At 37.4% G+C, this 24,050-nt stretch carries 19 protein-coding genes; 6 read left to right on the top strand and 13 right to left on the bottom strand.

Translation table 11 applies throughout. The features are described 5' to 3' along the window. The first annotated feature begins 61 nt into the window (after nucleotides 1-61). Complete coding sequence (locus D1094_RS01435) at nucleotides 62-1,903, top strand: choice-of-anchor I family protein (RefSeq protein ID WP_118958292.1); 1,842 nt, start codon at nucleotides 62-64, stop codon at nucleotides 1,901-1,903. Between the two features lie 108 nt (nucleotides 1,904-2,011). Here D1094_RS01435 and D1094_RS01440 read toward each other — a convergent pair whose 3' ends face one another. The 4 genes from D1094_RS01440 to D1094_RS01455 all read right to left on the bottom strand — a co-directional run bounded on the left by D1094_RS01440 (nucleotide 2,012) and on the right by D1094_RS01455 (nucleotide 4,997). Then, the gene (locus tag D1094_RS01440) at nucleotides 2,012-2,317 is read right to left on the bottom strand and encodes a hypothetical protein (protein ID WP_118958293.1); all 306 of its coding nucleotides are present in this window, start codon (nucleotides 2,315-2,317) and stop codon (nucleotides 2,012-2,014) included. 29 nt (nucleotides 2,318-2,346) lie between these two features. Beyond that, on the bottom strand, nucleotides 2,347-2,676 hold the full coding sequence (locus D1094_RS01445; RefSeq protein WP_118958294.1) for a hypothetical protein: 330 nt from the start codon (nucleotides 2,674-2,676) through the stop codon (nucleotides 2,347-2,349). Between the two features lie 166 nt (nucleotides 2,677-2,842). Continuing rightward, a complete protein-coding gene (locus D1094_RS01450; protein WP_259337783.1) occupies nucleotides 2,843-3,904 on the bottom strand; it encodes a DUF2955 domain-containing protein in 1,062 nt (353 codons plus the stop codon). Beyond that, nucleotides 3,894-4,997 carry an HlyD family secretion protein gene (locus tag D1094_RS01455; RefSeq protein WP_118958295.1) on the bottom strand — a complete coding sequence of 368 codons (1,104 nt, stop codon included), beginning with the start codon at nucleotides 4,995-4,997 and terminating at the stop codon, nucleotides 3,894-3,896. Before D1094_RS01455 ends, D1094_RS01450 begins: the two co-directional genes overlap by 11 nt. A 393-nt stretch (nucleotides 4,998-5,390) precedes the next feature. Here D1094_RS01455 and D1094_RS01460 point away from each other — a divergent pair, with 393 nt between their 5' ends. From D1094_RS01460 to D1094_RS01470, 3 genes are all read left to right on the top strand, one after another. Next, entirely contained in the window at nucleotides 5,391-7,559 is a 2,169-nt protein-coding gene (locus D1094_RS01460; RefSeq protein ID WP_118958296.1) for a cation:dicarboxylate symporter family transporter, read from the top strand. Between the two features lie 129 nt (nucleotides 7,560-7,688). After that, the gene (locus D1094_RS01465) at nucleotides 7,689-8,360 is read left to right on the top strand and encodes a potassium channel family protein (protein ID WP_118958297.1); all 672 of its coding nucleotides are present in this window, start codon (nucleotides 7,689-7,691) and stop codon (nucleotides 8,358-8,360) included. Between the two features lie 32 nt (nucleotides 8,361-8,392). Then, on the top strand, nucleotides 8,393-9,493 hold the full coding sequence (locus tag D1094_RS01470; RefSeq protein WP_118958298.1) for an AI-2E family transporter: 1,101 nt from the start codon (nucleotides 8,393-8,395) through the stop codon (nucleotides 9,491-9,493). Nucleotides 9,494-9,646: 153 nt separating this feature from the next. Here the strand turns inward: D1094_RS01470 and D1094_RS01475 are convergent, their stop codons facing one another. Beyond that, nucleotides 9,647-10,693, bottom strand: coding sequence for a DUF2235 domain-containing protein (locus D1094_RS01475; RefSeq protein WP_118958299.1), 1,047 nt, complete (start codon nucleotides 10,691-10,693; stop codon nucleotides 9,647-9,649). A 162-nt stretch (nucleotides 10,694-10,855) separates the two neighbouring features. On the opposite strand from D1094_RS01475, the gene D1094_RS01480 reads away from it, so the two are divergent. Then, on the top strand, nucleotides 10,856-11,581 hold the full coding sequence (locus D1094_RS01480) for a YebC/PmpR family DNA-binding transcriptional regulator (protein ID WP_118958300.1): 726 nt from the start codon (nucleotides 10,856-10,858) through the stop codon (nucleotides 11,579-11,581). 575 nt (nucleotides 11,582-12,156) lie between these two features. Here D1094_RS01480 and parC read toward each other — a convergent pair. From parC to D1094_RS01520, 8 genes are all read right to left on the bottom strand, one after another. Then, complete coding sequence (gene parC / locus D1094_RS01485) at nucleotides 12,157-14,472, bottom strand: DNA topoisomerase IV subunit A (protein ID WP_118958301.1); 2,316 nt, start codon at nucleotides 14,470-14,472, stop codon at nucleotides 12,157-12,159. A gap of 176 nt (nucleotides 14,473-14,648) precedes the next feature. Beyond that, a complete protein-coding gene (locus D1094_RS01490; RefSeq protein ID WP_118958302.1) occupies nucleotides 14,649-15,938 on the bottom strand; it encodes a GGDEF domain-containing protein in 1,290 nt (429 codons plus the stop codon). Continuing rightward, the gene (locus D1094_RS01495) at nucleotides 15,929-17,836 is read right to left on the bottom strand and encodes a GGDEF domain-containing protein (RefSeq protein ID WP_118958303.1); all 1,908 of its coding nucleotides are present in this window, start codon (nucleotides 17,834-17,836) and stop codon (nucleotides 15,929-15,931) included. Before D1094_RS01495 ends, D1094_RS01490 begins: the two co-directional genes overlap by 10 nt. Continuing rightward, on the bottom strand, nucleotides 17,829-19,715 hold the full coding sequence (gene parE / locus D1094_RS01500; RefSeq protein WP_118958304.1) for a DNA topoisomerase IV subunit B: 1,887 nt from the start codon (nucleotides 19,713-19,715) through the stop codon (nucleotides 17,829-17,831). Before parE ends, D1094_RS01495 begins: the two co-directional genes overlap by 8 nt. A gap of 89 nt (nucleotides 19,716-19,804) precedes the next feature. Beyond that, the gene (locus D1094_RS01505; protein WP_118958305.1) at nucleotides 19,805-20,398 is read right to left on the bottom strand and encodes a YqiA/YcfP family alpha/beta fold hydrolase; all 594 of its coding nucleotides are present in this window, start codon (nucleotides 20,396-20,398) and stop codon (nucleotides 19,805-19,807) included. A 25-nt stretch (nucleotides 20,399-20,423) separates the two neighbouring features. Then, complete coding sequence (locus D1094_RS01510) at nucleotides 20,424-21,212, bottom strand: metallophosphoesterase (protein WP_259337784.1); 789 nt, start codon at nucleotides 21,210-21,212, stop codon at nucleotides 20,424-20,426. Nucleotides 21,213-21,249: 37 nt separating this feature from the next. After that, nucleotides 21,250-21,723 carry a DUF1249 domain-containing protein gene (locus tag D1094_RS01515; RefSeq protein WP_118958307.1) on the bottom strand — a complete coding sequence of 158 codons (474 nt, stop codon included), beginning with the start codon at nucleotides 21,721-21,723 and terminating at the stop codon, nucleotides 21,250-21,252. Between the two features lie 147 nt (nucleotides 21,724-21,870). Continuing rightward, nucleotides 21,871-22,497, bottom strand: a complete 627-nt coding sequence (locus D1094_RS01520; protein ID WP_118958308.1) for an NUDIX domain-containing protein — start codon at nucleotides 22,495-22,497, stop codon at nucleotides 21,871-21,873. 195 nt (nucleotides 22,498-22,692) lie between these two features. Here D1094_RS01520 and tolC point away from each other — a divergent pair, with 195 nt between their 5' ends. After that, nucleotides 22,693-24,045 (top strand): outer membrane channel protein TolC, encoded by a 1,353-nt coding sequence (gene tolC / locus D1094_RS01525; protein ID WP_118958309.1) that lies wholly within the window; start codon nucleotides 22,693-22,695, stop codon nucleotides 24,043-24,045. The last annotated feature ends 5 nt before the right edge of the window (nucleotides 24,046-24,050 follow it).

Raw genomic sequence — 24,050 nt, forward strand, 5'->3', positions numbered from 1 at the left:
AAGTTGTCACCTCGCACTGTTGATATAGCAATATTTATCAATAAGTTACCAAGGAAAAACAATGAAGTTTACTAAATCTCTCACAACACTAGCACTATTAACCGCCTTAACAGCCTGTACTTTTGACGGTGATGATGGTGGTCAGGGTGATATTGGCCCTATTGGCATAAGCGGCACTGATGGCACTGATGGAAAAGATGCCCCCACATCACTCATCATTGAATTAGTTGGCCGTAGCGTATTAAATGCACAGGCTCCTGAAGGTGCGGCTGAAATTGTCGACTTTCAAAAATCAACTAATTCAATTTATGCCATCAATAGCTCAGTTTCTCCTGCTGTGGTTGAGGTTATAGATGCCAATAGTATTGATAAAAATGAGTTAACCGCGGATGCTGAGGGTGTTATAAATAATACAAATTTAACCGCATCAATTACCTTGGATTTATCACAAACCGCTAATTTAACGGGCGATGCCAACAGCATCGCAATTGATAATATCAATGAGTTATTGGCTGTTGCGGTATCATCTGGCTCAGCGGGAGTTAATGGCCATATTGCCTTTTTTGATATATCAGGTGCTGCGCCTAGCTTCATTAAAAATGTTGAAGTGGGTGATTTACCTGATAACGTCGTATTTACCCACGATGGCGCTAAAGTATTGGTCGCCAATGAAGGTGAACCAAGTAGTGATTATGTCATCGACCCAGAAGGGTCAATATCAGTGATCAATATTGTTGATGCTATGCCTGAAGATGCCGCTATAAACCTTACTTTTGCAGCCTTTAACGATCAACAAGCTGAATTAGAAAGCCAAGGTGCTAAATTCTCAAATCCATCAGGCCACACTATTAAGGGCAGTGTCCGTCAATACACTGTGGCACAAGATTTAGAGCCTGAATATATCGCTATTTCACAAGATAACCAGTTTGCCTATGTTTCTTTACAGGAAAATAATGCCTTAGCAATTGTTGATTTGAGTGACAATAGTGTAACGGTTAAAGGTTTAGGCTTTAAAGATTGGAGTCAGTACAAAATTGATGTTTCAGATAAAGATGGCGGGATAAACTTTAAACACTACCAAAATTTATATGGCATGTATCAACCCGATACTATTGCGAGTTATCAATGGCAAAGCACTAACTTTATTGTTACTGCAAATGAAGGTGACGGGCGTGAATATATAGCCTTTGAACAAGAAGCTGACGAGGATGCGGGTAAGTCTCAATGTGAAGCTGACTTCCCAAATGGCATTTATGAATGGGATAACGGTGAAGAAATCTGTATTGCTTATACCGATGAAGCTCGCGTAAAAGACCTAGAAGATTTTGGCACTGTTAGCGCTGAATTAGATGCCTATGTTAGTGAAAACGGCGGTAAAAAAGGGTTAGGAAGATTATTGGTCACTAATGCATTAGGTAAAAACGGTAGTGATGAATACTCAACACTTTACGCTTATGGGGCACGCTCTTTCACGATATGGGATTCAAATGGTCTAGTTGTGTTCGATTCAGGCGATGAAATAGCACGTATTACTGCTTCAATTCATGGAGAATCATTTAATAATGACGAAGATGAAAATGAGGGTGATACTCGTTCAGATGCGAAAGGCGCTGAGCCTGAAACTTTAGCAATAGGTCAAGTTGGCTCACAAACATATGCCTTTATCGGGCTTGAGCGCATGGGTGGCATACTCACTTACAACATAACTAATCCTTACAACGTGAAATTTGTTGAATACTTTTACAATAGAGGTTTAGTTGAAGGTGCAGATATTACAGGAGATTTAGCGCCAGAAGGGATGAAGTTTATTAATGCTGAAGATAGCCCTACCGATGAAGCCTTATTAGTCGTTGGTAATGAAATATCGGGCTCAGTTGCTGTTTGGCAAATTACTGAAAAATAAGTAAGGTATTATTTGGGCGTGTTGTTTTTTGCGGTAAAAAGTTCTGCAAAATTCAACACGCTCTGCTAAAAAAGAGCCTTTAACAGCTTTAATACCTTTCAAACCAGACTACATTAATATTTTTCCACAGCCTTTTAGTGTGCGATTGTTCAAGGTGATATTGACTTGGGTTTCAAACTCAATACCGCTCATGATGTCTCTACAAGGCTGCTCTTTAATTGTCATAATAAATTCATCACTCACGTTATAATGATAAGTACTTTGTCGCTTTTTTGTAACAATGGTCGGCTTAACATACTGGTATGTTTTCTCATGTTGGCCGTAGTCAGTGCTTAAGTATATGTGCTTTTCTGTCACTATCTCTATTAACCAAGCAGGCTCTTGACCAATTGCACGAAAATTTACCCCACGCAATTTGGCCTTCTGCCAAACACCTTGCTCAGTTAATGCGTGCTCTTTTTTGGTAGCGCGTCTCCAATAGAACCATCTAAAAAGCGCTCAAGCGCATCATTTTCACACTCACCTTTAACATATTGTGTAACATGAATATCACTACAAGCACCACAAGCATTACCGTAAGTTTTTACCGCTTTGTTTGAAATTAAACCACACACAGGTAAATATTCCATAGTACACATTTGTGGCCGAGGATCTTTACACACCCCTATATTCGTATTAGTCACTGCTTGGTTAATTTTTGCTACTGTCCCTTTATTTTGAGCGCATGAGCTAGTCGCAAGTAGTACCAACACTAGTGCTATTTTGTTTATCATTATTATTTCCTTTTAGAGGTTGCTAGAGCTAAATTACCAGGTTTAGTTAATTAGTATCAGGTTGACTCTGTATTTAAACTTACAATGTAATGTAATCTAATCCATTTAAAAGTAAATTCGTTTATTTTACTTTTATTTAATCATTCAGCTGAGAGAACAACAAAGGTCAACTTGCCTTAACCTTTAATAAAAACTTTTCTATAAACTTTAATGCAAAAACAATATATACAATAGCGCCTGTAATCAACAATATGCGTTGCGCTAAAATAGCATTAAAATTAGCATCAGCAGCCATACTACTATTCACTACCACTAATAATGCAATAAAACCCGAGTTATAGTATTTAGAGGTTTTTGATCCAGCAAATATTTGGCGACCAAAAAACAAGCTCGTTATTAACAAAATTAACAAATAAAAGTGAAATTGTGGCACCGCAACGATTAGCCAGTAAAACAGCCATGCAAAAATACCGCCGAGAAACGTTGATAATAACGAATTTTTACCAGCTTCTTTCCCTTGAGTTAAATCAGGTTTCAATATAAAAATGGCAGAAAATACCATTACCAATAAATAGTCACTTAAGTCATACATAATAAATACTGCTGCAATAGGAAATGCGACTAAAGTACTTTTTAACGCCAATTTTGCAGCCAATGGAACATACGCTTTATTGTATTTGGGTTTCACTGGGAATTGAGTAAATTCAGGATCTGGAAAAACAAAGTGAGCAAGCCATATTATTGCGATTGTTAACCAACTTGAATAAACAAAACCGACCGAGAAGCTGATCGCTAATCCTTCATGACTATTTGCAATCATGGGTAAAATTAAAATGGCGATCATCGACATCAAAGTAAACCAAAAAGATCCGCCACGGTTCAAATAGTAATAAAGATGAAAGAAAACAATAGCCAGTGTTAATAGGTAGGCTACAGGAAAATTTAAAAAGAATAATGAGAATACCAAGCCTAGAGCGAATGCAACCAAGGTTGATATCATATTAAATGCACTGGCTCGCAAAGATGGCTTTGGTAATGGCATTGCCAATATCATGGCACTAAAGACTATTGTCAGAAAAGATAACGGCCAGTTCCCCCCATAAGCTAACGCTCCCGAAAAAGTCACACCAAAAGCGAATCTAAAAACTCGCATTGTATTGACATTGTCAAAGATATTCGCAAAGGTAATAACTGGCATAAACAATACAAATTTAGCTTTAATAGACATAAGAAAGAATGCTTAAGGCGCGTATCCACAACCAACCCATTGCATTAACAAACCAATTATCACCTGTGTAAATTTGTACATCGGCTTGTCCGCCTAAACGTCGAAATGGCCTCGATGAATCGTCATCAAAGGTGATCATCACCGGGAATCGCTGTGCGTCTCTAAGCCAGCCGGTTTTAGATTCAACTGAAGTTAACCCACCAACAGCACTGGTTGAGTTTGTATCAACAGCAAAGCCAATACTGTTAATTTTTCCTTGATAAATTTTACCAGGATTAACATCTAAGGCTATTTCGACCCTATTACCTACGGCTAAGTGAGCTAAATTATTTTCACGTAAGTTAACCTGTATCCAAGCATTATTTGCTTCGATAAAGGTCATCGCAGGTACACCTGCTGTAGCAAAATAACCAGTATCAACTTGTAAGTTCGTTATTCCACCTTGTGCAGGAGCAACAATAACTGTGCGGCTAAGATCTAACTGCGCTTTTTTTAGTGAGGCTATGGCTGAGCGTATTCTTGGGTTTTCATTACCTTCTTTACCTAGTGCTTGCTTAGCTTTATCTAAATTTGCTTTAGCGCTAACAACTTGTGCTTTACTGGCTTTAATAGCTGCCCTAGCTTTGTCACCATCTGAATGTGACAACACGTTTTTTCTTTCCATTTCAAATACACGCGCACTTTGTGCTTTAACATGTTCAACATTAGTTTCTGCAACAACTAATTGCGCTTGAGCAGTTACAACACTTGCCATGCCTGCACCAATTTCTTGACCAGCCATTTCTAGTGCAGCTTCTGCATTTTCAACAGCTAATTCATAATCACTGACGTCAATTCGAAAGAGTACCTCACCTGCTTCCACAACTTGATTTTGTTTCACTAACACATCGGTAATACGCCCAGATACTTGGGGAACAATTGGCGTAACGTAAGTTTGTAGTCTAGCTTGATCTGACCATGGTGCATGGCGATCAGCAATGATGTACCAAGTTAGTATAAAAACGGTCACGAATAACAAATACTTAGTAACCTTTCGTACGGGATCTTCAGTATCTTTTTTTGTGCTGTCTTGATTTAAATTTTTTTCTGTCATTTACAACTATCCAAAATGAGCTTAAGTTTGCTGATTATTGTCTATAACCCAAAGAGTAGTCAATTTGTTATGCCAATTCTCTTTTTCAATATAAACATTTACTGCATACAACGATGAGCAATAGAGTGTGTTGATCTTTTCTGTATATTTTAAACGCTAAAGTACAAAACTAAATAAAAAATACCTTTTTATTTAGTTTATTTAACATCAAGTATCAAAAGGAATAGCTTTTATATATCATACCGTTAAGCTTAGTCTTATCTGCATTTTATTTTTATCACTTTTTATTTAAGGCAATATCAATTGCTAAGCAAAACGTTTTAGTAAATACAGATAAAAAGTAACGATAGCAATAAATTAGTTAATAATTACGAATACAAAGGTCTTGAGTGCATGTCACCAATAAAAAACATCTACAATAAATTCAGCCCATTTCAGCGTGTTATCATTGCTTTGTTGCTTGGTATAGCTTCTGGAATATTTATTGGAGAGCCAGCAGGTCAAATTGAGATTTTAGGTAATATTTATATTAGCCTACTACAAATGACGGTTCTACCTTACGTACTTGTTTCTATTATTGGTGGGCTAGGACGTTTAAACCGAAATATGGCAACAACCATAGGCTCAAGAGCAGTCAAAATCATTTTAGTTATATGGCTTGCAGTAATGACCACCCTACTCTTTTTGCCTCTTGCCTACCCTAACTGGGAAACGGGTGGTTTCTTTAGTAGCAGTATGGTTGCTGAACCCACGGTATTTAACTTTATAAAGCTATATATTCCAGCAAATATCTTTTCTTCCTTGTCTGAAACCATAGTCCCTGCTGTGGTTTTGTTCTCATTACTTATGGGCGTTGCGCTTATCCAGGTAAAAAATAAAGAGACGTTTTTAACCCTTACAACAAATATCAGCGACAGTTTAATGAAGGTTGCTTCTTATGTAACTAAACTCGCGCCTTTAGGTATTTTTGCTATTTCGGCCTCAGCTGCAGGTACGCTAGAAGTTGAAGAGCTCGGTCGATTACAAGTATTCCTTTGGGTTTACATTACCGCAGCGGCATTATTAGCTTTTGTACTTCTTCCTTTATTAATTCATTGGGCCACACCTTTTTCATATAGAGAAGTTCTCTCTACCGCTGGTGAAGCGATGATTACCGCTATTGCAACTGGCTCTGTATTAGTTGTTCTGCCTATGATTATTGATCGCTCAAAAGAGTTACTTAAAAAGCACAATATGGAGTGTGAAGAAACAGACTCAACAGTAGATGTACTTGTGCCAACAGCCTATAGTTTCCCAAACTCTGGCACCCTGCTTGGCCTAGGTTTTGTATTATTTTCAGCTTGGTATGTTGGTACCCCTTTGGGCTTAGATCAATATTTCTCATTTGTGACTATGGGAGCGCTGACCGCTTTTGGTAAAATGGCTATTGCAATTCCTTTCTTACTTGATTTTTATGACTTGCCAGCCGATCAATTCCAGTTGTATTTATTAGGCAGTGTTGTTACCGCAAGATTCGCAGTGGGTTTGGCAGCTTTGCATGGCTTTGTTGTTACTCTGCTAGTCGCGTCTGCCGTTATTAAGCGAATGAAATGGCATCGTTTTTTTCAGGCTATCGCCGTACATTTAACGATTACTTTTGGCGTTATGATAGTCGTTGGGATGTTGTTAAAATCACTCATACCATACAAGTATGAAGGTGTACAAACGTTTGAATCTTTAAAGCCTATGGTTCAACCCGCCATAACAGTTAAAAAGAGTGAAATACATCCTTTAACTAAAGCCGAACAAAATGAACCAAGGTTAGATATTATCTTGGCCCGCGGCAACATTCGTATTGGTTATTTTGATGCAACACTCCCTTATGCATTTCGTAATTCAGACAATCAAATGGTCGGCTTTGATGTCGAAATTATCAATGAGTTGGCGAAAGATTTAGGCGTAAAAACGAATTTTTTACATATAAAAGATAAAAAAGATGAAGCAACGCTATTAGCCAATGGTAGTGTCGATATTACCATTGGTGGAAAAATTATTACGCCGTTACGCGCCTTAAAAGTCGCTTTTTCTGACTCTTATACTCATCATACCGCGGGGTTATTACTCAATGACTCAAAGCGTGATAGTTTTTCTGATTTATATGACATAAAAGAAATGAAAAACCTTAATCTTGCAGTGGGAAACAGCAAGTATTACAAAGATGCTATCAAGGAATATTTTCCTAACGCTAAACTGACTGAAATTACCAATATTAGAAAATACCTTAAAGGGCACCATAATAATGTTGATGCATTAGTTTTTTCTGCTGAAGCAGGCTCTGCATGGACAATGCTTTATCCTAGCTATTCAACCGTTATACCTAAAGGCATGTCTTTACGTGCACCTGTTGGTTTTAGTTTACCAAAAGGTCAGCTAGATTACGTTGCATATATCAACACATGGTTAAAGCTAAAACAAGATAATGGGTTTCAGCAAAAAGTATATGATTATTGGATCCTTGGCAAAAATCCTAAAGCAAAAAAACCTAGGTGGTCAATTATGAAAGATGTACTTGGCTGGTATTAACCCCCAGTCTTTACCATAAACCAGATAGTTACTTTGTTATGGACATTAACGAACTATAATTCATAATCTAAAAGTAAACGTTAGCATTATCCCTAAATAACAATAATTAGAGTCTTAACTTTGAAACAAATGGATGAAAGAGACAATTTTGTCTACTTAACTTTTGCATTAATATTACTATTACTTGGTACCGCTGCTGCACAGCAGTTTTTCGACCATTCTGTTCAAAGGTTAGTGCAATCGGCAACTGTCATCACCTTGTTGGTTGCCGTATGGGGAGTAAAATCTAAGCAACATTTTCTTAGGAAAACCTTTGCTTTTCCATTAGCGATTTTAACAGTAGCTGTTTTTAGCAATTGGTTGGATGATTCTGGGTTTGATCGTTTCTATTTATTCTTGCTACTCAGTTTCTTTATTTCAACGGCGATAAAAACCGCTAAACAAGTACTTTTCACTGGCAATATCGATGGTAATAAAATCTTAGGGGCGATCTGTCTTTATTTATTAATGGGACTAATTTGGGCTATTATTTATACTTTACTTCAGTTGTCAGTACCAGAATCATTCCAAGCATTAAGTAGTCAGAACAACTGGTTCATTCTTTTTCCTGATTTCGTATATTTCTCCTTTGTTACCATTACTACCTTAGGCTTTGGTGATATTGCTCCCACACTACCTGTTGCGAGATTTTTAGTTTATTTAGAGGCTGTTGTAGGACAGTTTTATTTAGCAATATTAGTCGCAAGTTTAGTCGGTTCAAGAATGTCAGCTCAACCCTATAACCTCCAAAATAAAAATTAATTTACTACCCCTCATAGAAAGGTAACCATAAAATGAAGCAAGAGAGCTCCTTAAATAAAGAACCAACAATTAACCAACAAGTGATTGATATAGCAATAAAGCTTGGCGCAGTTGCACTACTAATAGGTTGGTGCTTTGCTATTTTACGCCCCTTCATTTTAATTGTTATGTGGGGGGCAATCTTGGCAGTCGCCTTAAAGCCATTACATAATAAACTCACCCGAATGGTCAGAGGGAAAGCGGGTATTGCTTCAACTATTATTGCGCTAGTAGGTATCACTATAATTGTCGTTCCTTCAGTGAACTTATCATCTTCATCCATTGATTCAGCTCAGCACCTTTATAATGGTATAGAGCAAGGCACGTTAAAAATTCCTCAGGCAAATGAAAGCGTAAAAGAATGGCCGATTATTGGAGAGCAAAGTTTTGCATTATGGCAGGCCGCATCAGAAGATATTCAAAAAGTAGCTGGGCAATATAGCGAACAAATTAAAAGCTTGTCTGCTTCATTGTTATCAGCAGTCGCTGGTTTAGGGGGAGGCATTTTACAATTTATTGTGTCTTTAATTATTGCGGTGGTGTTTATGTCTAAAGCTGAATCCTCTCACCAAGGTGTTCAGCGCTTAATGACTCGTTTAATGGGTGATAATGGACAGCGTACCATTGACACCACAATTGCTACTATTAGAAGTGTCGCTACCGGTGTATTAGGTGTTGCCGTTATTCAATCTTTACTTTCTGGTATAGGCTTACTAATTGCGGGGATTCCTGGAGCGGGAATATGGGCTATTGCAGTGCTCATTTTAGCTATTGCTCAATTACCACCGATACTTATTCTAGGGCCTATAGCCGCCTATTATTTTTCTGTAGCAGATACGACACCCGCTATAATATTTCTTATTTTTAGTATTCTTGTCAGTAGCAGCGATGCCTTTTTAAAGCCTTTATTTTTAGGTAGAGGTATGGATATTCCAATGTTAGTTATATTATTAGGCGCTATTGGCGGCATGTTACTTTCTGGCATTATTGGCTTATTTGTTGGTGCTGTTGTATTAGCTTTAGGTTATCAGTTGATGATGGATTGGTTATCTCAACACGAAGAAAGCATCGAAGAAACACCCACTGAACCATAATAAACCAGTACAGCGTACTACTAAAAAAGTTAGGCAAAAATTAAGTTTTAGTCTTAATAGGCTAAAACTTAATCTTAAATATATCATTGAGTTGACTTATAACAATTCAAATAATGAATTGGTCAGCTTAGCGCTTTATTAGCAAGCTTAGTATTACTCTATTTTAGCTAAATCGTGCACCCCATATTTGGGTTCACTTAATTGTCCTGATGCTAACATCACCTGATAACGTAAGTTTCTTAATGAGTAAGGTCTATAGTCATTAATTAACTGATAACGTTGTGCAACTGAATAATGGATTATAGGTAAATAGCTTGATTTCTGCTCTGTAATATTGACTCGAATAACGCGAGGCGCCAATGTTTTCGCATACATATTACTTCGTTGTTGACTATGGAGTTTGCCAGTAACTAATGGCTTAATATGTAAATCATCAAAACATATTTCATCTTGTGCCCCTTTAGTTTTTAAGGACGAATAGTTGATATTTTCAGGTGCAATAATATTCAATCGATTAGCGATTGCAGATAGCATATACGATAAAGTGACATCAGATAATCCATCTAACCAATAACTACCACCAATATCAGAGTGAGCACCTGCAAACCACAACTCTGTTACTCGTTTATCTTTATTAAAAAGTGTTGGTTGAAAGACAATACGTTTTTCATCTAGCGCAAGTAAGTGAACAGCTTCTGTTATGTGCTCACCTAAGATATCATTTTCAAATACAATACCACTGGCTGGAAACGTTGCTGGATTTAAATCAAGTGAATCGCGTGTTGCTGCAACCGTATCAAAAACACCTAAAAATGTAATAGGATGTGATAACTGTGCAGCAAACATTCTCGCTATTGCCGCACCTCGACTAAAACCAAAAATAAAGACTTCTGCGCCCTTTTGATAATGCATTTTAAAATAGCTATTAGCTTGTACTAAAATATCATCCATATCACCATATGATGGAGCAAAAAGTGCGTTAAACTTCCGTTTCAACCAGTTACCACGAGTACCCACACCACTAAAATAAAAGCTCTGCTGCTCAGGCATTTCAATATTTAACCCATTTAATGGTGCTAATTGGCCACCAAAATACAGATGCAATTTCAGAACATTACTGATACTACCATCTTCAAAGTAATCAAGCGCATCGTCGGGTTCATTGCATGTTCCATCAAAGCAAAAAATAAGTTTTTTCATCTAATCTTCCTGATATTTTACCAACCGAATAAGCATAGACTTTTTTCATGCTATAAATCAAAAAATCCTGATAATATTTAAACAAGAGCACTAGCAACACCGAAATGACGCTGGTAGAATCTAGGGCATTATTTTTTCAGAACACAAAAAGAAGCATTTATCATGGGTAGAGCGTATCAAAACCGAAAAGAATCTATGGCAAAAACTGCCGGAGCTAAAACTAAAGTTTATTCAAAATACGGTAAAGCAATTTATGTGTGTGCCAAAAATGGTGGTACCGATCCCAATGGTAATGTTGTTTTACGTGGATTAATTGATCGCGCAAAGAAAGATCAAGTACCTACGCATGTTATTGACAAAGCAATAGACAAAGCTAGCGGCGCTGGTGGTGAAGATTACAGCGAAGCACGTTATGAAGGTTTTGGACCCGGTAACTGTATGGTAATTATTGACTGTTTAACCGATAACGGTAATAGAACGATTAAAGACGTTCGCCAATGCTTTACTAAAACTAATTCAAAAATAGGCTCTTCTGGCACCGTATCTCACATGTTCAACCATGCTGCAGTATTTGCTTTTAAAGGTGAAGATGACGAAGCGGTATTAGAAAACTTAATGATGGCTGACATTGATGTAACCGATGTGGAACTTGAAGACGGTATTATTACTGTTACCGCACCACATACTGAATTTTATAAAATTAAAACTGAGTTCGCTAATTCAATGCCTGAGTTTGATTTAGAAGTTGAAGAAATTACATGGGTACCGCAAACCTATGCAGAAATCACTGATGAGACTGATATTGCAAACTTTGAAAAATTCATTGCGATGTTAGACGACTGTGACGATGTACAAGAGGTTTACCACAACGCAGAAGTAAAAACGTAATAAGTTAACCATCAACTATCTTAGAAAACAAAAAGCACTGTTTATTAATGAACAGTGCTTTTTTACTTTTAAGTGGCTATAGCGAAACAAAGCGATCAGCTTTTCTATCAACAACGACAAGAGAATCAATTTATTACCAGCTTAGCACTGCACACCGAAGTTGCCAGACAGTTACCCTAAAGCCAATATTCAAGCCATTAACTATGAAGCTATAATCCATTAAACACTCCTTAGCTAGAATTTAAAGACTTAAAAACAGGTATTGATTGCAGAGCATGGTTATTCCCTTGTCAAAATCAATAACAATGCATACCAGCCTTTTAAAATTCGCCCTTCAGAACGCATAGGCACCATGATAACTTCATAAACATATTTTGATGTCGCTGATGTTGTTCTATGTGGTCACTTATTTATGCGAAATGATATCACTTTCTAAAAGTACATACATTTTAGCTCTCAAGCAGTTATAAAAAACAGATATAAAAAATAGAAATTAATATGAATAAAAAAGGCTTTAGGATTAACTAATATTTAATCCTAAAGCCTTATAAAGAGATAATTACTGGAATGTAAGGTTAAGAGCTTTGTGAACTTTGCTCTTGATCTTCACCAGCATCATCACTAATTTCTGGCGCTTTAGGGGCTTCAACTTCAAGGTGAGAAACACGCTGTAAACCACGAGGTAACTTATTGCCTCGACGCCCTCGCTCACCTCGATAATGCTCTATATCAGCTGCTTTTAAAGTCAGTTTTCGCTTACCCGCATGAAGTGTTACAGAAGAGCCATCTGGAATAATCGCCAACAAAGTGACATATTCTTCACGAGTTTTAGCTCTCGCTGAAGGAATATTAATGATTTTATTCCCCTTACCTTTGCTAAGTATTGGTAAGTTCTTCACTGGAAAAACTAACATACGCCCCTCAGTGGTTATCGCCAAACAATAATCACTATCAAGGTTTTCAACAAGTTGCGGTGTCATTACTTTTGCCGCATTGGGTAAACTAATTAATGCTTTACCGTTTTTATTTCGGCTAACCATATCGCTAAAGCTAGCGACAAAACCATAACCTGCATCGCTGACTAGTAAATATTTACTTTCATCATCCGACATAACGCTGTGAACAAATGTTTGCCCCGTCGACAAATTAAATCGCCCGGTTAATGGCTCTCCTTGCGATCTTGCTGTCGGAAGCGTATGAGCATCGGTAGTAAAAGCACGACCATCTGAGCCAATAAAGACAACAGGGCGATTACTCCGCCCTTTAGCAGAACATAGGTAACTATCGCCTGCTTTATAACTTAACGCTTTCGCATCAATATCATGCCCTTTAGCACATCGTGCCCAACCTTTATCTGATACGACGACAGTAACTGGCTCACTAGGCACTAAATCTTTTTCTGTTAACGCTTTTGCTTCACTACGTTCAACTAATTTCGAGCGACGCTCATCGCCATATTGTTCTGCAGCAGCGAGTATTTCCTTTTTCATTAAGGTATTCATACGCGCTTTTGAGTTAAGAATTTTTTCTAAGTATTCTCGCTCTTTATTTAACTCATCTTGCTCAGCTCTAATTTTAATTTCTTCAAGCTTCGCTAATTGGCGTAGTTTAATTTCTAAAATGGCGTGGGCTTGTAATTCAGATAAATTAAAGCGAGACATTAACTCGGCTTTAGGGTCATCAAAGTTTCTTATAATTTCAATAACTTCATCAATATTTAAATAGGCAATTAATAAACCATCTAAAATATGAAGACGTGCCAACACTTTATCTAATCGATATTGTAATCGACGACGCACTGTTTCGCGTCTAAACTCTAACCACTCCGACAAAATAACTTGTAAATTCTTAACAGCGGGTCTGTTATCCAAACCAATCATATTAATATTTACACGATAGTTTTTTTCAAGATCGGTACTGGCAAATAAATGTTGCATTAATTGCTCAGTATCAACACGATTAGATCTTGGTACTACCACTAAACGAACAGGGTTTTCATGATCTGATTCATCGCGTAAATCAACAACCATCGGTAACTTTTTAGCCTGCATTTGCCCCGCTATTTGCTCTAAAACTTTACCGCCAGAAGCTTGATGCGGTAATGCTGTAATAACGATTTCACCGTGTTCAACATCATATACAGCGCGCATTTTAATGCTGCCGCGACCCGTTTGATAAATTTTCTCGATGTCAGCCTTAGGGGTAATAATTTCAGCGTCAGTTGGGTAATCAGGGCCTTTTACATATTCGAGTAAGTCAGCAACTTCTGCTTTTGGCTTATCAATAAGATGCACACACGCATCGGCAATTTCTCTGACGTTGTGAGGCGGAATATCAGTTGCCATACCCACAGCAATACCGGTAATACCATTCAGTAAAATATGCGGTAAACGCGCAGGTAAGGTTTTAGGCTCTTTCATAGTGCCATCAAAGTTAGGCTGCCAATCAACGGTTCCTTGACCTAATTCAGCCAGTAAGACTTCACTAAAACGAGATAAACGCGATTCGGTGTAACGCATTGCGGCAAATGACTTAGGATCATCAGGCGCACCCCAGTTACCTTGCCCATCAACCAACGGATAGCGATATGAAAAAGGTTGAGCCATTAAGACCATGGCTTCATAACAAGCGGAATCACCATGAGGGTGAAATTTACCTAAGACATCACCTACAGTACGTGCTGATTTTTTATATTTAGCGGCCGCAGACAACCCAAGCTCAGACATGGCATAAACTATACGACGTTGTACCGGTTTTAAACCATCACCAATATGAGGTAATGCACGATCCATAATTACGTACATTGAGTAGTTTAAATAAGCTTCTTCGGTAAAGCGCCTTAAAGGAACTTGCTCTACGCCTTCAAGGCTATATTCGAGTACATCTGACATGAATTGAATTTCCTGATATGACTAACAAACGTTCGTCTGAAAGTGGGTTTATTCTTGTTATTTCTTTTACACATTCTATAGCTTATATGATTATGCTATGTGAAAAAATAGCTAATAAGCAATAATGTGCTAATTAACCTGAAAGTTGCTTAATAAGGTCACAACATCTAACCTAGCTATACGGTTCGCCTTTCTTGCTCTTTAGCAATATGATGATAACTCACAACACGATTTCGTCCTTGCTCTTTGGCCTGATACATTGCTAAATCTGCACAGTGCAAAATATCATCAAAACTCATTTCTGCAGACTCCATCGTAGCAACACCAATACTTGTGGTGACTTGATGCTCAACTGAAAATTCGGAAAAATCATAATGAGCTATTTTCTCAAGAATTCTTTCTGCAATAGCCTTTGCTTTATTATGATCGGCGAACGGCAATAATGCAGCAAACTCTTCTCCACCTAAACGAGAAAATACATCACGGGTTCGCATTGTTTCACATATCAACTGAGCACACTTAATTAACACTTGATCGCCAACTTGATGACCATAGTTATCATTGATCGATTTAAAGTGATCTAAATCGAGTAATAGCACCGTGAACTCTTGGTGATTATCTCTAAATTGACCAATCATTTTCTGACCTTGTCTAAACAGAGAGTGACGGTTATAAACGCCCGTTAACGAATCTATTTTCGTTAATTTTAGTAATCGTTTGCGAATAGCAACTTGTCTCACCATTAATAAAATAAACAAAACTGCTGTTGCCAAAATAATAGTAAAGTTAATTCTACGTTGTTCTTTCTCTGCTTGATGCTGTTCAATAACTCGTTCTTTTTGTTTATTTTGCTGTGTTAATATTTTATTAAGTTCGTTCTTTTTTTCTATTTCATGATTCTCTTTCATTGAATCAATCATTTTTTTTCGATTTTCGCTTCGGTAAATATTATAACTTTTTAAATATTCTCTTCTTGAAAGAAATGCTTTTTCATACTGCTTATTTTCAGCATAAGCATCAGCCATTACTGTATGCAATTGTTTAAACAAAGGTTGTGCTAATTGCTTTTTTGAAAGCTGCTCACTAAGAACAATTGCTTGCTCAAAGTAATTTATCGTTTTCTCAATATTGTTAAGTTTTTGAGCATATAGCCCCTGAGCAAGCAGAAATAAATATTGTTCAGCATAGTTAAAAGATGCCGCACGCGATGATAACAACTCTATCTCGCTATCTATCGCTTTGTGATCAAAATTTGCTTTGTTAAGCTGTTCAAGTAAAGTAGACAGCTTTAAATCATAAGGTAAATACTCTACAGGGTTTAATATTTCTTGCTCTGTTACTGGTGCGCTATCAACAAATTGATGTTGGTTTAACTGCCCTGATTCTTGATATACCGCATGACAAGTTCCCGTGGTAATTGCCAATAAACCAAGTACATAGCCTTTCTTTAAACGATTCACCCGCATACTCTATTCCGCCCTTGCTCTTTAGCACAATAGAGTTGTTCATCTGCTGTTTTTATTAGTGTCGCTAAATCAGTCTCAGTTCCTTCAGCCATAGATGAAACACCAATACTTATGGTCACAGAGTCAAGACCCATTATTTGCCAAGATTTTTCTTCAACAGCACACTGTAAACGGCTCGCGATATCCATCGCTTGCTTCAATGACGTTTTAGGTAAAAACACAATAAACTCTTCACCGCCAAAACGGCCAAACACATCTGTTTTTCTCATCATAGTTAAGCCCAGTTCAGCAATTTGAACCAGAACTTGATCACCAACACTATGCCCTAACCTGTCATTAATTGTTTTAAATTTATCGACATCGATCATTAACACACTAAAGCTAGCCTTTTTGTTCAACGCCAGAGAGAACATTTTATTACCACGATACATTAAGCTTCGTCGATTAGCCGTGCCTGTTAGCGGATCAATACTGGTAGCTACTTTCAATTTTTTCTGGCTTTGCAGCAACTTAACGAGTAACCAAGCAAATGCAAGAGCAACTAGGGCACTAATAGTGAGATAAATATTTTGCTCTTCATTAGCTAACTTAGCTTCTGTCAACGCTGCTTCGTTAAGTGATTTTTGGCCTTGCAACATTTTATTGCGTAAATCGGCTTGTTCACTTTCTAAATTTAAGCGTACCTTCTCAATAGATAAGATATCTTCTTTTTCATCTTGCGCTTCAATTTGTGCCATTACTGATGTTTTTAACTGATAGGCTTTGTGAAACTCTTTTTGTTCAAATAAAGTATTCGCTCTAAGGTTAAGTAAACTTAAAAGAACTTGAACCCGTGCATTTGGCAGCTCTTCTTGCGCTAAAAGTATTTCTTCCGCTTTAGCAATGCTTGATAGGGTTTCATCGTATTTTTTTAATTCAAATAAAATAAAGGCTTGGTTTATATAAAACTGTAAAACGAGGCCATGTTGTTCAGTAAAATTTAGGTATTGCTTGGCCTTTAAAATATATCCATAGGCCGCTTCTGGGTTACTATCTTCTTTTTCAATTTGCGACCATGCCATACCTGAATACACGCCATACATAACTTCATTATCATGTACTGTTTTCGACTCATCGATGATAGTTTGAAATACGTCAATAGCCTGTTGATATCGACCATTGGCATGATGGTGAATTGCGATATTATGTAAGCTGTTATGGGCAGAAAGTAATTTACCCGCTTTTTTGAAGTGATTATAAGAGTTTTGGTAATAACGCGTAGACTGTTCGTCTTGTTTTAAATAAGAATATAAAATACCTAACTCAGAATTCACTGAACCTTTTAATTCTTCATCTTTGGTTTGTGCGGCAATATTGAAAGCATCATTTAAAACCACCAATGATCGTTGAAAGTCATCCGTTAAATAATACACCGCACCAAGGTTTATCAAACCATAAGCAATAAAAACTTTATTATGCAGGGATTCAGCGACTTCTAAACCCTTTTTATAATCCTCTGTTGCAGAACTAAGATCACCTAAACTTTCAAGGGCAAAACCGCGAATATATAAAAGCTCTGATATTTTAATGCTTGGACTAGCCAGTTGCTTAGCTAACTGTAACCCTTGGTTGGCAATTTTTTTTCCTAATGTATATTGTGCTTGCTCAACGTACATTTCAGAAAGTAGTTTATAGTAAAGAAGCTTTTCTTTAATCGAAAGTTCATTTAACAAGGGTTGGAAAAGTAAAAGTTGTTCAATGGCTGAAGTGAGATTACTGTCTTTAAGCACATCTAGGCGTTTAACTTCACTATTAAACTGGTCGGCCTCTACTGAGTAAGCGAGGCCGTGTGACAAAGCAAAAAAGAAGAAAATGCCTTGAATAAAAAAGGATTTACAAGTGGCCTTAAATTTAGACAACCGCCATATCACCTTTGGTTTGTAGCCACTCTTTGCGATCACCACTGCGTTTTTTAGATAACAACATATCCATTAACTCCATTGTATCGCTGTGCTCATCAACAGTCAGTTGCACTAAACGTCGCGTATTGGGGTCCATCGTTGTTTCACGCAATTGCATTGGATTCATTTCACCCAAACCTTTAAAGCGCTGCACGTTAACTTTTCCACGTTTTTTTTCTGCTTCAATGCGATCTAAAATGCCATCTTTTTCCGCCTCATCTAAGGCATAAAAAACTTCTTTAGCTAAATCAATACGATAAAGTGGAGGCATTGCTACATAGACATGACCAGCTTGTACCAATGGCAAGAAGTGCTGAGTAAACAACGCACAAAGTAAAGTCGCTATATGCAGGCCATCAGAATCCGCATCCGCTAGAATACAGATTTTACCGTACCTTAATTCAGATAAGTCATCGCTATCAGGGTCTATACCTAAGGCAACAGAAATGTCATGAACTTCTTGTGATGCAAGGATTTGACCTGAGTCGACTTCCCAAGTATTTAAAATTTTACCTCGAAGAGGCATAATCGCTTGAATTTCTCTATCTCTTGCTTGTTTTGCACTGCCGCCTGCAGAATCCCCTTCCACTAAGAATAATTCTGTTCTTGTAATATCTTGACTACCACAATCGGTAAGTTTACCCGGCAATGCTGGCCCTTGAGTCACTTTTTTACGTACTACTTTTTTACTAGCACGCATACGTTTTTGCGCATTACTAATGCAAAATTCAGCCAGCGACTCAGCAATATCAGTATGTTCATTCAACCATAAACTAAAAGCATCTTTAACAACACCAGTAACAAAAGCAGCGCATTGTCTTGATGATAAACGTTCTTTCGTTTGTCCTGCAAATTGAGGGTCTTGCATTTTTATCGATAATATATAGCTACATTTATCCCAAATATCGTCAGGTGTTAATTTTACGCCGCGTGGGATAATGTTACGAAATTCACAAAATTCACGCATTGACTCTAACAAGCCTTGTCGTAAACCATTAACGTGGGTACCGCCTGCGATTGTGGGTATTAAGTTAACGTAACTTTCACCTATACCCTCGCCTCCTTCAGGTAACCAAGTAACGGCCCAATCTACAGCTTCATGCTGTGAAGAAAAGCTACCAACAAAAGGCTCTTCAGGTAAATTTACATAACCTTTAACAGATTCTTTTAAGTAATCAGTCAACCCATCTTCATAACACCACTGATATTTTTTATCTTCTATTTTGTCATGAAACTTAATAGTTAAGCCCGGACACAATACGGCTTTAGCTTTAAGTAAGTGTGTTAAACGAAGTACTGAGAATTTTGGTGAATCAAAGTAACTAGCATCTGGCCAGAATTTTACTTTAGTACCGGTATTACGTTTGCCTACGGTGCCTGTTTCTTTTAACTCTTCAACCTTGTCACCATTCTCAAAAGCCATTTCAAATACTTTGCCTTCGCGTTTAACGGTAACATCAACACGAGTTGAAAGCGCATTAACAACAGAAATGCCGACTCCATGTAAACCACCAGAGAATTGATAGTTTTTATTTGAAAATTTACCACCAGCATGCAATTTACTGAAAATTAACTCGACCCCCGATACGCCTTCTTCAGAATGAATGTCGGTAGGCATACCACGACCATCATCAACAACCTCTAACGATTGATCTTTATCGAGTATGACCAAAATATTCTGCGCATGACCCGCTAAAGCTTCATCGACAGAGTTATCAATAACTTCTTGGCCAAGGTGATTAGGGCGCGTTGTATCGGTATACATCCCAGGACGTCTTCGTACAGGCTCTAAGCCACTAAGGACTTCAATGGATTCTGAGTTATATTGGTCAGTCATAGCACTTTCTATTATTAGTTTTAGTTATTATGGCACTTAACGTTATTGTAAATGCCATAAAATTCATGAATTGTTCATGCAGGTAAACTTTACTTTAATTGTAAAAATTCAGCAATAGCAGGTAACTGCTCTTCATAGTTAATAAAACTATGATCTCCACCTTGTTCAACGATAAGTTGGCAATGTTGATATTTAGTTGCAGCTTGCTGGTAATCTAACACTTCATCACCAGTTTGTACCATAACTAAGTAATTATTTTTTCTTTCACTTTCTTTACTTGGAGCATTCTGTTCAATAGCTTCAAGCTGATGCATATGCTGCTCAGTAACAAAGTACACGTCTTCAGTGTAAGGGTTTATTTGTTTACCAATATAGTCACTTAATAACTGGTAAGGTTTTACCGCTGGATTAATCAATACTGCAGGAATATTATATTTTTCACTCAAGTAATTTGAAAAGTACCCACCTAATGAAGAGCCCATTAATGACCAACTTTCATTCGGGCTTTGCTCGATAATCGCTTCCAATTGTTTTATTGCTTCAATGGGTGTGGTTGCCACTTGAGGACAATGAAAGATAACTTTTGGGTAATACTTGGCGAAATAAGCTTTGGTTTTTTCCGCTTTATTAGATAGTGGTGATGAGTTGAAGCCATGAATATATAAGATATGTTGTTTAGCCATTAATCACCTCTAGCATTTAAATTTTTTAACATGATAACCTAACAACTTCACTAGTAATCTGACCGTTATCAAATAAAGTGAAAACGCGATATGCAGGGCCTAATGCTAACGCAGAGACTCCATCAACATTGGGATCAAACTGTATTGATGTTGCAGGGCATGTGTAAACATCAACACTTTGATAACTTGGTTTTGAGGCTTCATTTACGGCAAAGTAATGGGCACGATGCACATGACCACAACTTATTGCACGAATATTTTGATGTTGTGCCATCACTTGCCAGAAGGCCTTTTTGTTTTCTAAACCGTGTCGATCAATAAAGTAACCAACATCAACAGGATGATGGTGCATCATCACCAATTGATGACAAGTCTCGTTAATTGCCCCTGCTAATCTAATGGCTTCTTCTCTGGCAAAATACCCCGATGGTGTTTCCCCTTTACTGTTAACCAACTGAACTTGCCAATTACGGTGTGTAATCGTTTTTTCTTGATTAAATGGGCTGCCCACTAAGTGTTTATTCAACAATGCATGCTCATCATGGTTACCTGCAAGAAAATAGCTTGGTGCTTGAATGTTGGCTTGGGTAAATGCGTTAGCAAACTGCTGATATGACGCCTCAGTATGATCTTGAGTGAGGTCACCAGTAAACACGACATAATCAATAGAGTCATCTTTGGCGAGTGAATTAAGCACTGCTTTTAGATTAGCTAATACATCAACGCCACAATGCAGTTGCCCTGATTGAGCAAACAAATGGCTATCTGATACTTGCGCAATAGTAAGTGGTTGCTTCAAGTGGCTTTGTGGCATTTTCATCACACTTTTATTCAAAAAAAACAGTAAAAAACTATTTCTTTAACTCAACTAACGTTTGCCCCATAGACAAACATAAATGTAGCCAGTCATGTAAAAACTGATTAATTTGTTGCTTTTCATCTTGTTGATGCATATGCCGATTTGGGTAATCATAACGAGGTTTTATTTGTCTAACATCTTGGCTTTTAATCACTTCTGCCATCCTAGCATCATGATATAAACGAATTTCCATACGTGGCTTAAATAAATTAGCTATTTTAGCGTTGTTAATCGCTTTAATAGTTTGCTGCTCGATAGTAACAACCGACGTATAACGGGTAATTTCTATAATTTTAATGCGATAAGCAAGTGACTCATTAATAAAAAACTGACGTTGCTCGTTTAATTTATCGTTACCTGCTAATAATTTAGTCAGCAACATATAATTATTGCTACATAGCGTCATCAAACTAACTAGGTTAGGTTGATACTTTCTTTGCTTTTGTTTATTTAGAAAAAAACTCATCCCCCCCCCTGTTAACGTTCTCATAATTGTTGTGAATGACCAAAGCTTCACAGCTAAGTTTACCCTAATTTACCTTTTACGGCACTTAAGATTATTACTTATACCTTTCCGTATAAGAAAGTGTTCGCTTCTTTATGTAAAATGGTATTACAGATTTTGATAATTCAATGCTAACCACTGCAGCGCAATAATCGTTGATGCATTGGTTATTTTTCCAGCAGATAATAAAGCTAATGCCTCTTCTCTTGGTACAAGATGTAACAAGATATCTTCATTTTCTTCATCTAAACCAAAGACACCACCAACGTCAACTTGGCTGGAATCAATTTTCGCTAAATAAAGGTGCATACATTCACTCATACCGCCGGGGCTAGAAAGGTATTTCATGATTGGAGTGATATCTTTTTCAGTGATCTGAATATCAGCCTCTTCTTTCGCTTCTCGAATGGCAACATCAATAGGGCTTTCGTCTTGACCAAACATGCCAGCTATAAACTCTAACAACCAAGGGTTCTGATTACTGCGCAATGCGCCTGGTCTAAATTGCTCAATTAATAAAACCTTATCTTCTTTAACGTCATAAGGTATCACTACAACAGCATCACCGCGCTCAAACATCTCTCGCTGAATCAGTTGACTTTGCTTTCCCGAAAACAACTTATGGGTTAATTGATAGACATTAATGGCAAAAAACCCTTGATACTGGGTTTCAATGGTTCTAACTTCTACATCACTGGTGCTATACCTGAGCATAGCTGTATTCTTATCTAACATATTCACTTTATAGTCCTTTTTTAGAGTAAACCTTCAAGGTATGGGGTATTATGCTATGTTAATTAAACAAATATAATAATTTGTTACACTAGTAGACCGTTATTTTATTTGGTTAATATAAAAACTTCTGTAACATAGCCGAGTATAAAAACAAAATGTAATATGCGTGCATTGCACACAAGGAAAAGCTTACTCATGAAAAAATCATTAAGTACCCTAATTATAGCCATCACTGGTGCGCTATCGAGCGCAAATGTGTTGGCTGATGACTTACTTTCAGTATATCAACAGGCATTATTAAATGATCCTGTTGTGTTAAAAGCACAAGCACAATTTAAAGTAGTTCAAGAAGATATTGTTCAAGCGCGTGCCGTGCTACTTCCACAAATAAGTGCAAACGGCTCATACAGCGACGGTGAACGTGAATCATACAGTAACTTAACTGGTAATAGTTCAACGGTAGAGTTTAATAGCTTAGGTTATGGCGCTAGTTTAAATATGCAGCTATACCATCACGATAGTTGGTTACGATTAGATAATGCGGAAAAGTCAGCGCATCAGAGTGATTTAACCTACCAAGTTGCTAAGCAAGATTTAATTACTCGCGTAACAAAAGCATACTTTGAACTATTAAGCTCTAAAGATGATCTAGTGTTTGCCAAAGCAGAAAAAGAAGCCATTGCTCGTCAATTAGAGCAAACTAAACAACGCTTCTCTGTGGGCTTAACTGCAATAACAGACGTTCACGAAGCTCAAGCACAGTACGATAATGCGGTCACTGAAGAAATTCGTGCTGAAAATGCAATTTACCAAGCTGAAGAAGAACTAAGAGTTATTACTAATTCGTACCCTCAAAATATTAGCGTTTTAAATACGGAGCGTTTTAGTACCAGTGTACCCACACCAAGCAGCGCTGATGAATGGCAAGCCAAAGCAGAAGCGAAAAATCTAGATTTAATCGCGGCTAAAGTAGGAATCGACATTGCTAAAGACGCTATTAATATTGCACGTGCAGGGCATTACCCTACCTTAGATTTTGGTGCAAACTATAATAGTAATGATGGTAAAACCAGTAGTGATAACCCTCTTTTAAATTCTAACGACCCACGACTTGATGACTACTCAATAGGTGTTCAGTTAAATGTACCTATTTACTCAGGTGGCGCTATCGAAAGTTCGGTACGAAAAGCACAAAATCAATTTGTTGCCGCTAGCCAAGACTTATCATTAACGCACCGTAGCGTAGTTCGTACAACACGTAATGCTTATAATACTGTAATTGCGGGTATTTCTGCCATTAAAGCACTAGAGCAATCAGTACTGAGTGCGCAAAAAGCACTTGAAGCAACAGAAGCTGGGTTTGAAGTGGGAACACGTACCATTGTTGACGTATTAGACAGTACTCGTAACCTTTATAATGCTAAACGAAACCTATCATCTACTCGTTATGGCTACATTCAAAACGTTTTATTATTAAAGCGTGCTGCAGGTACCATTACCGAAGAAGATATCAATGCAATTAATTCAGGTTTAACAGCACAGAATTAATCGAA

It is taken from the genome of Colwellia sp. RSH04, assembly GCF_003545765.1.
Classification (GTDB): domain Bacteria; phylum Pseudomonadota; class Gammaproteobacteria; order Enterobacterales; family Alteromonadaceae; genus Colwellia.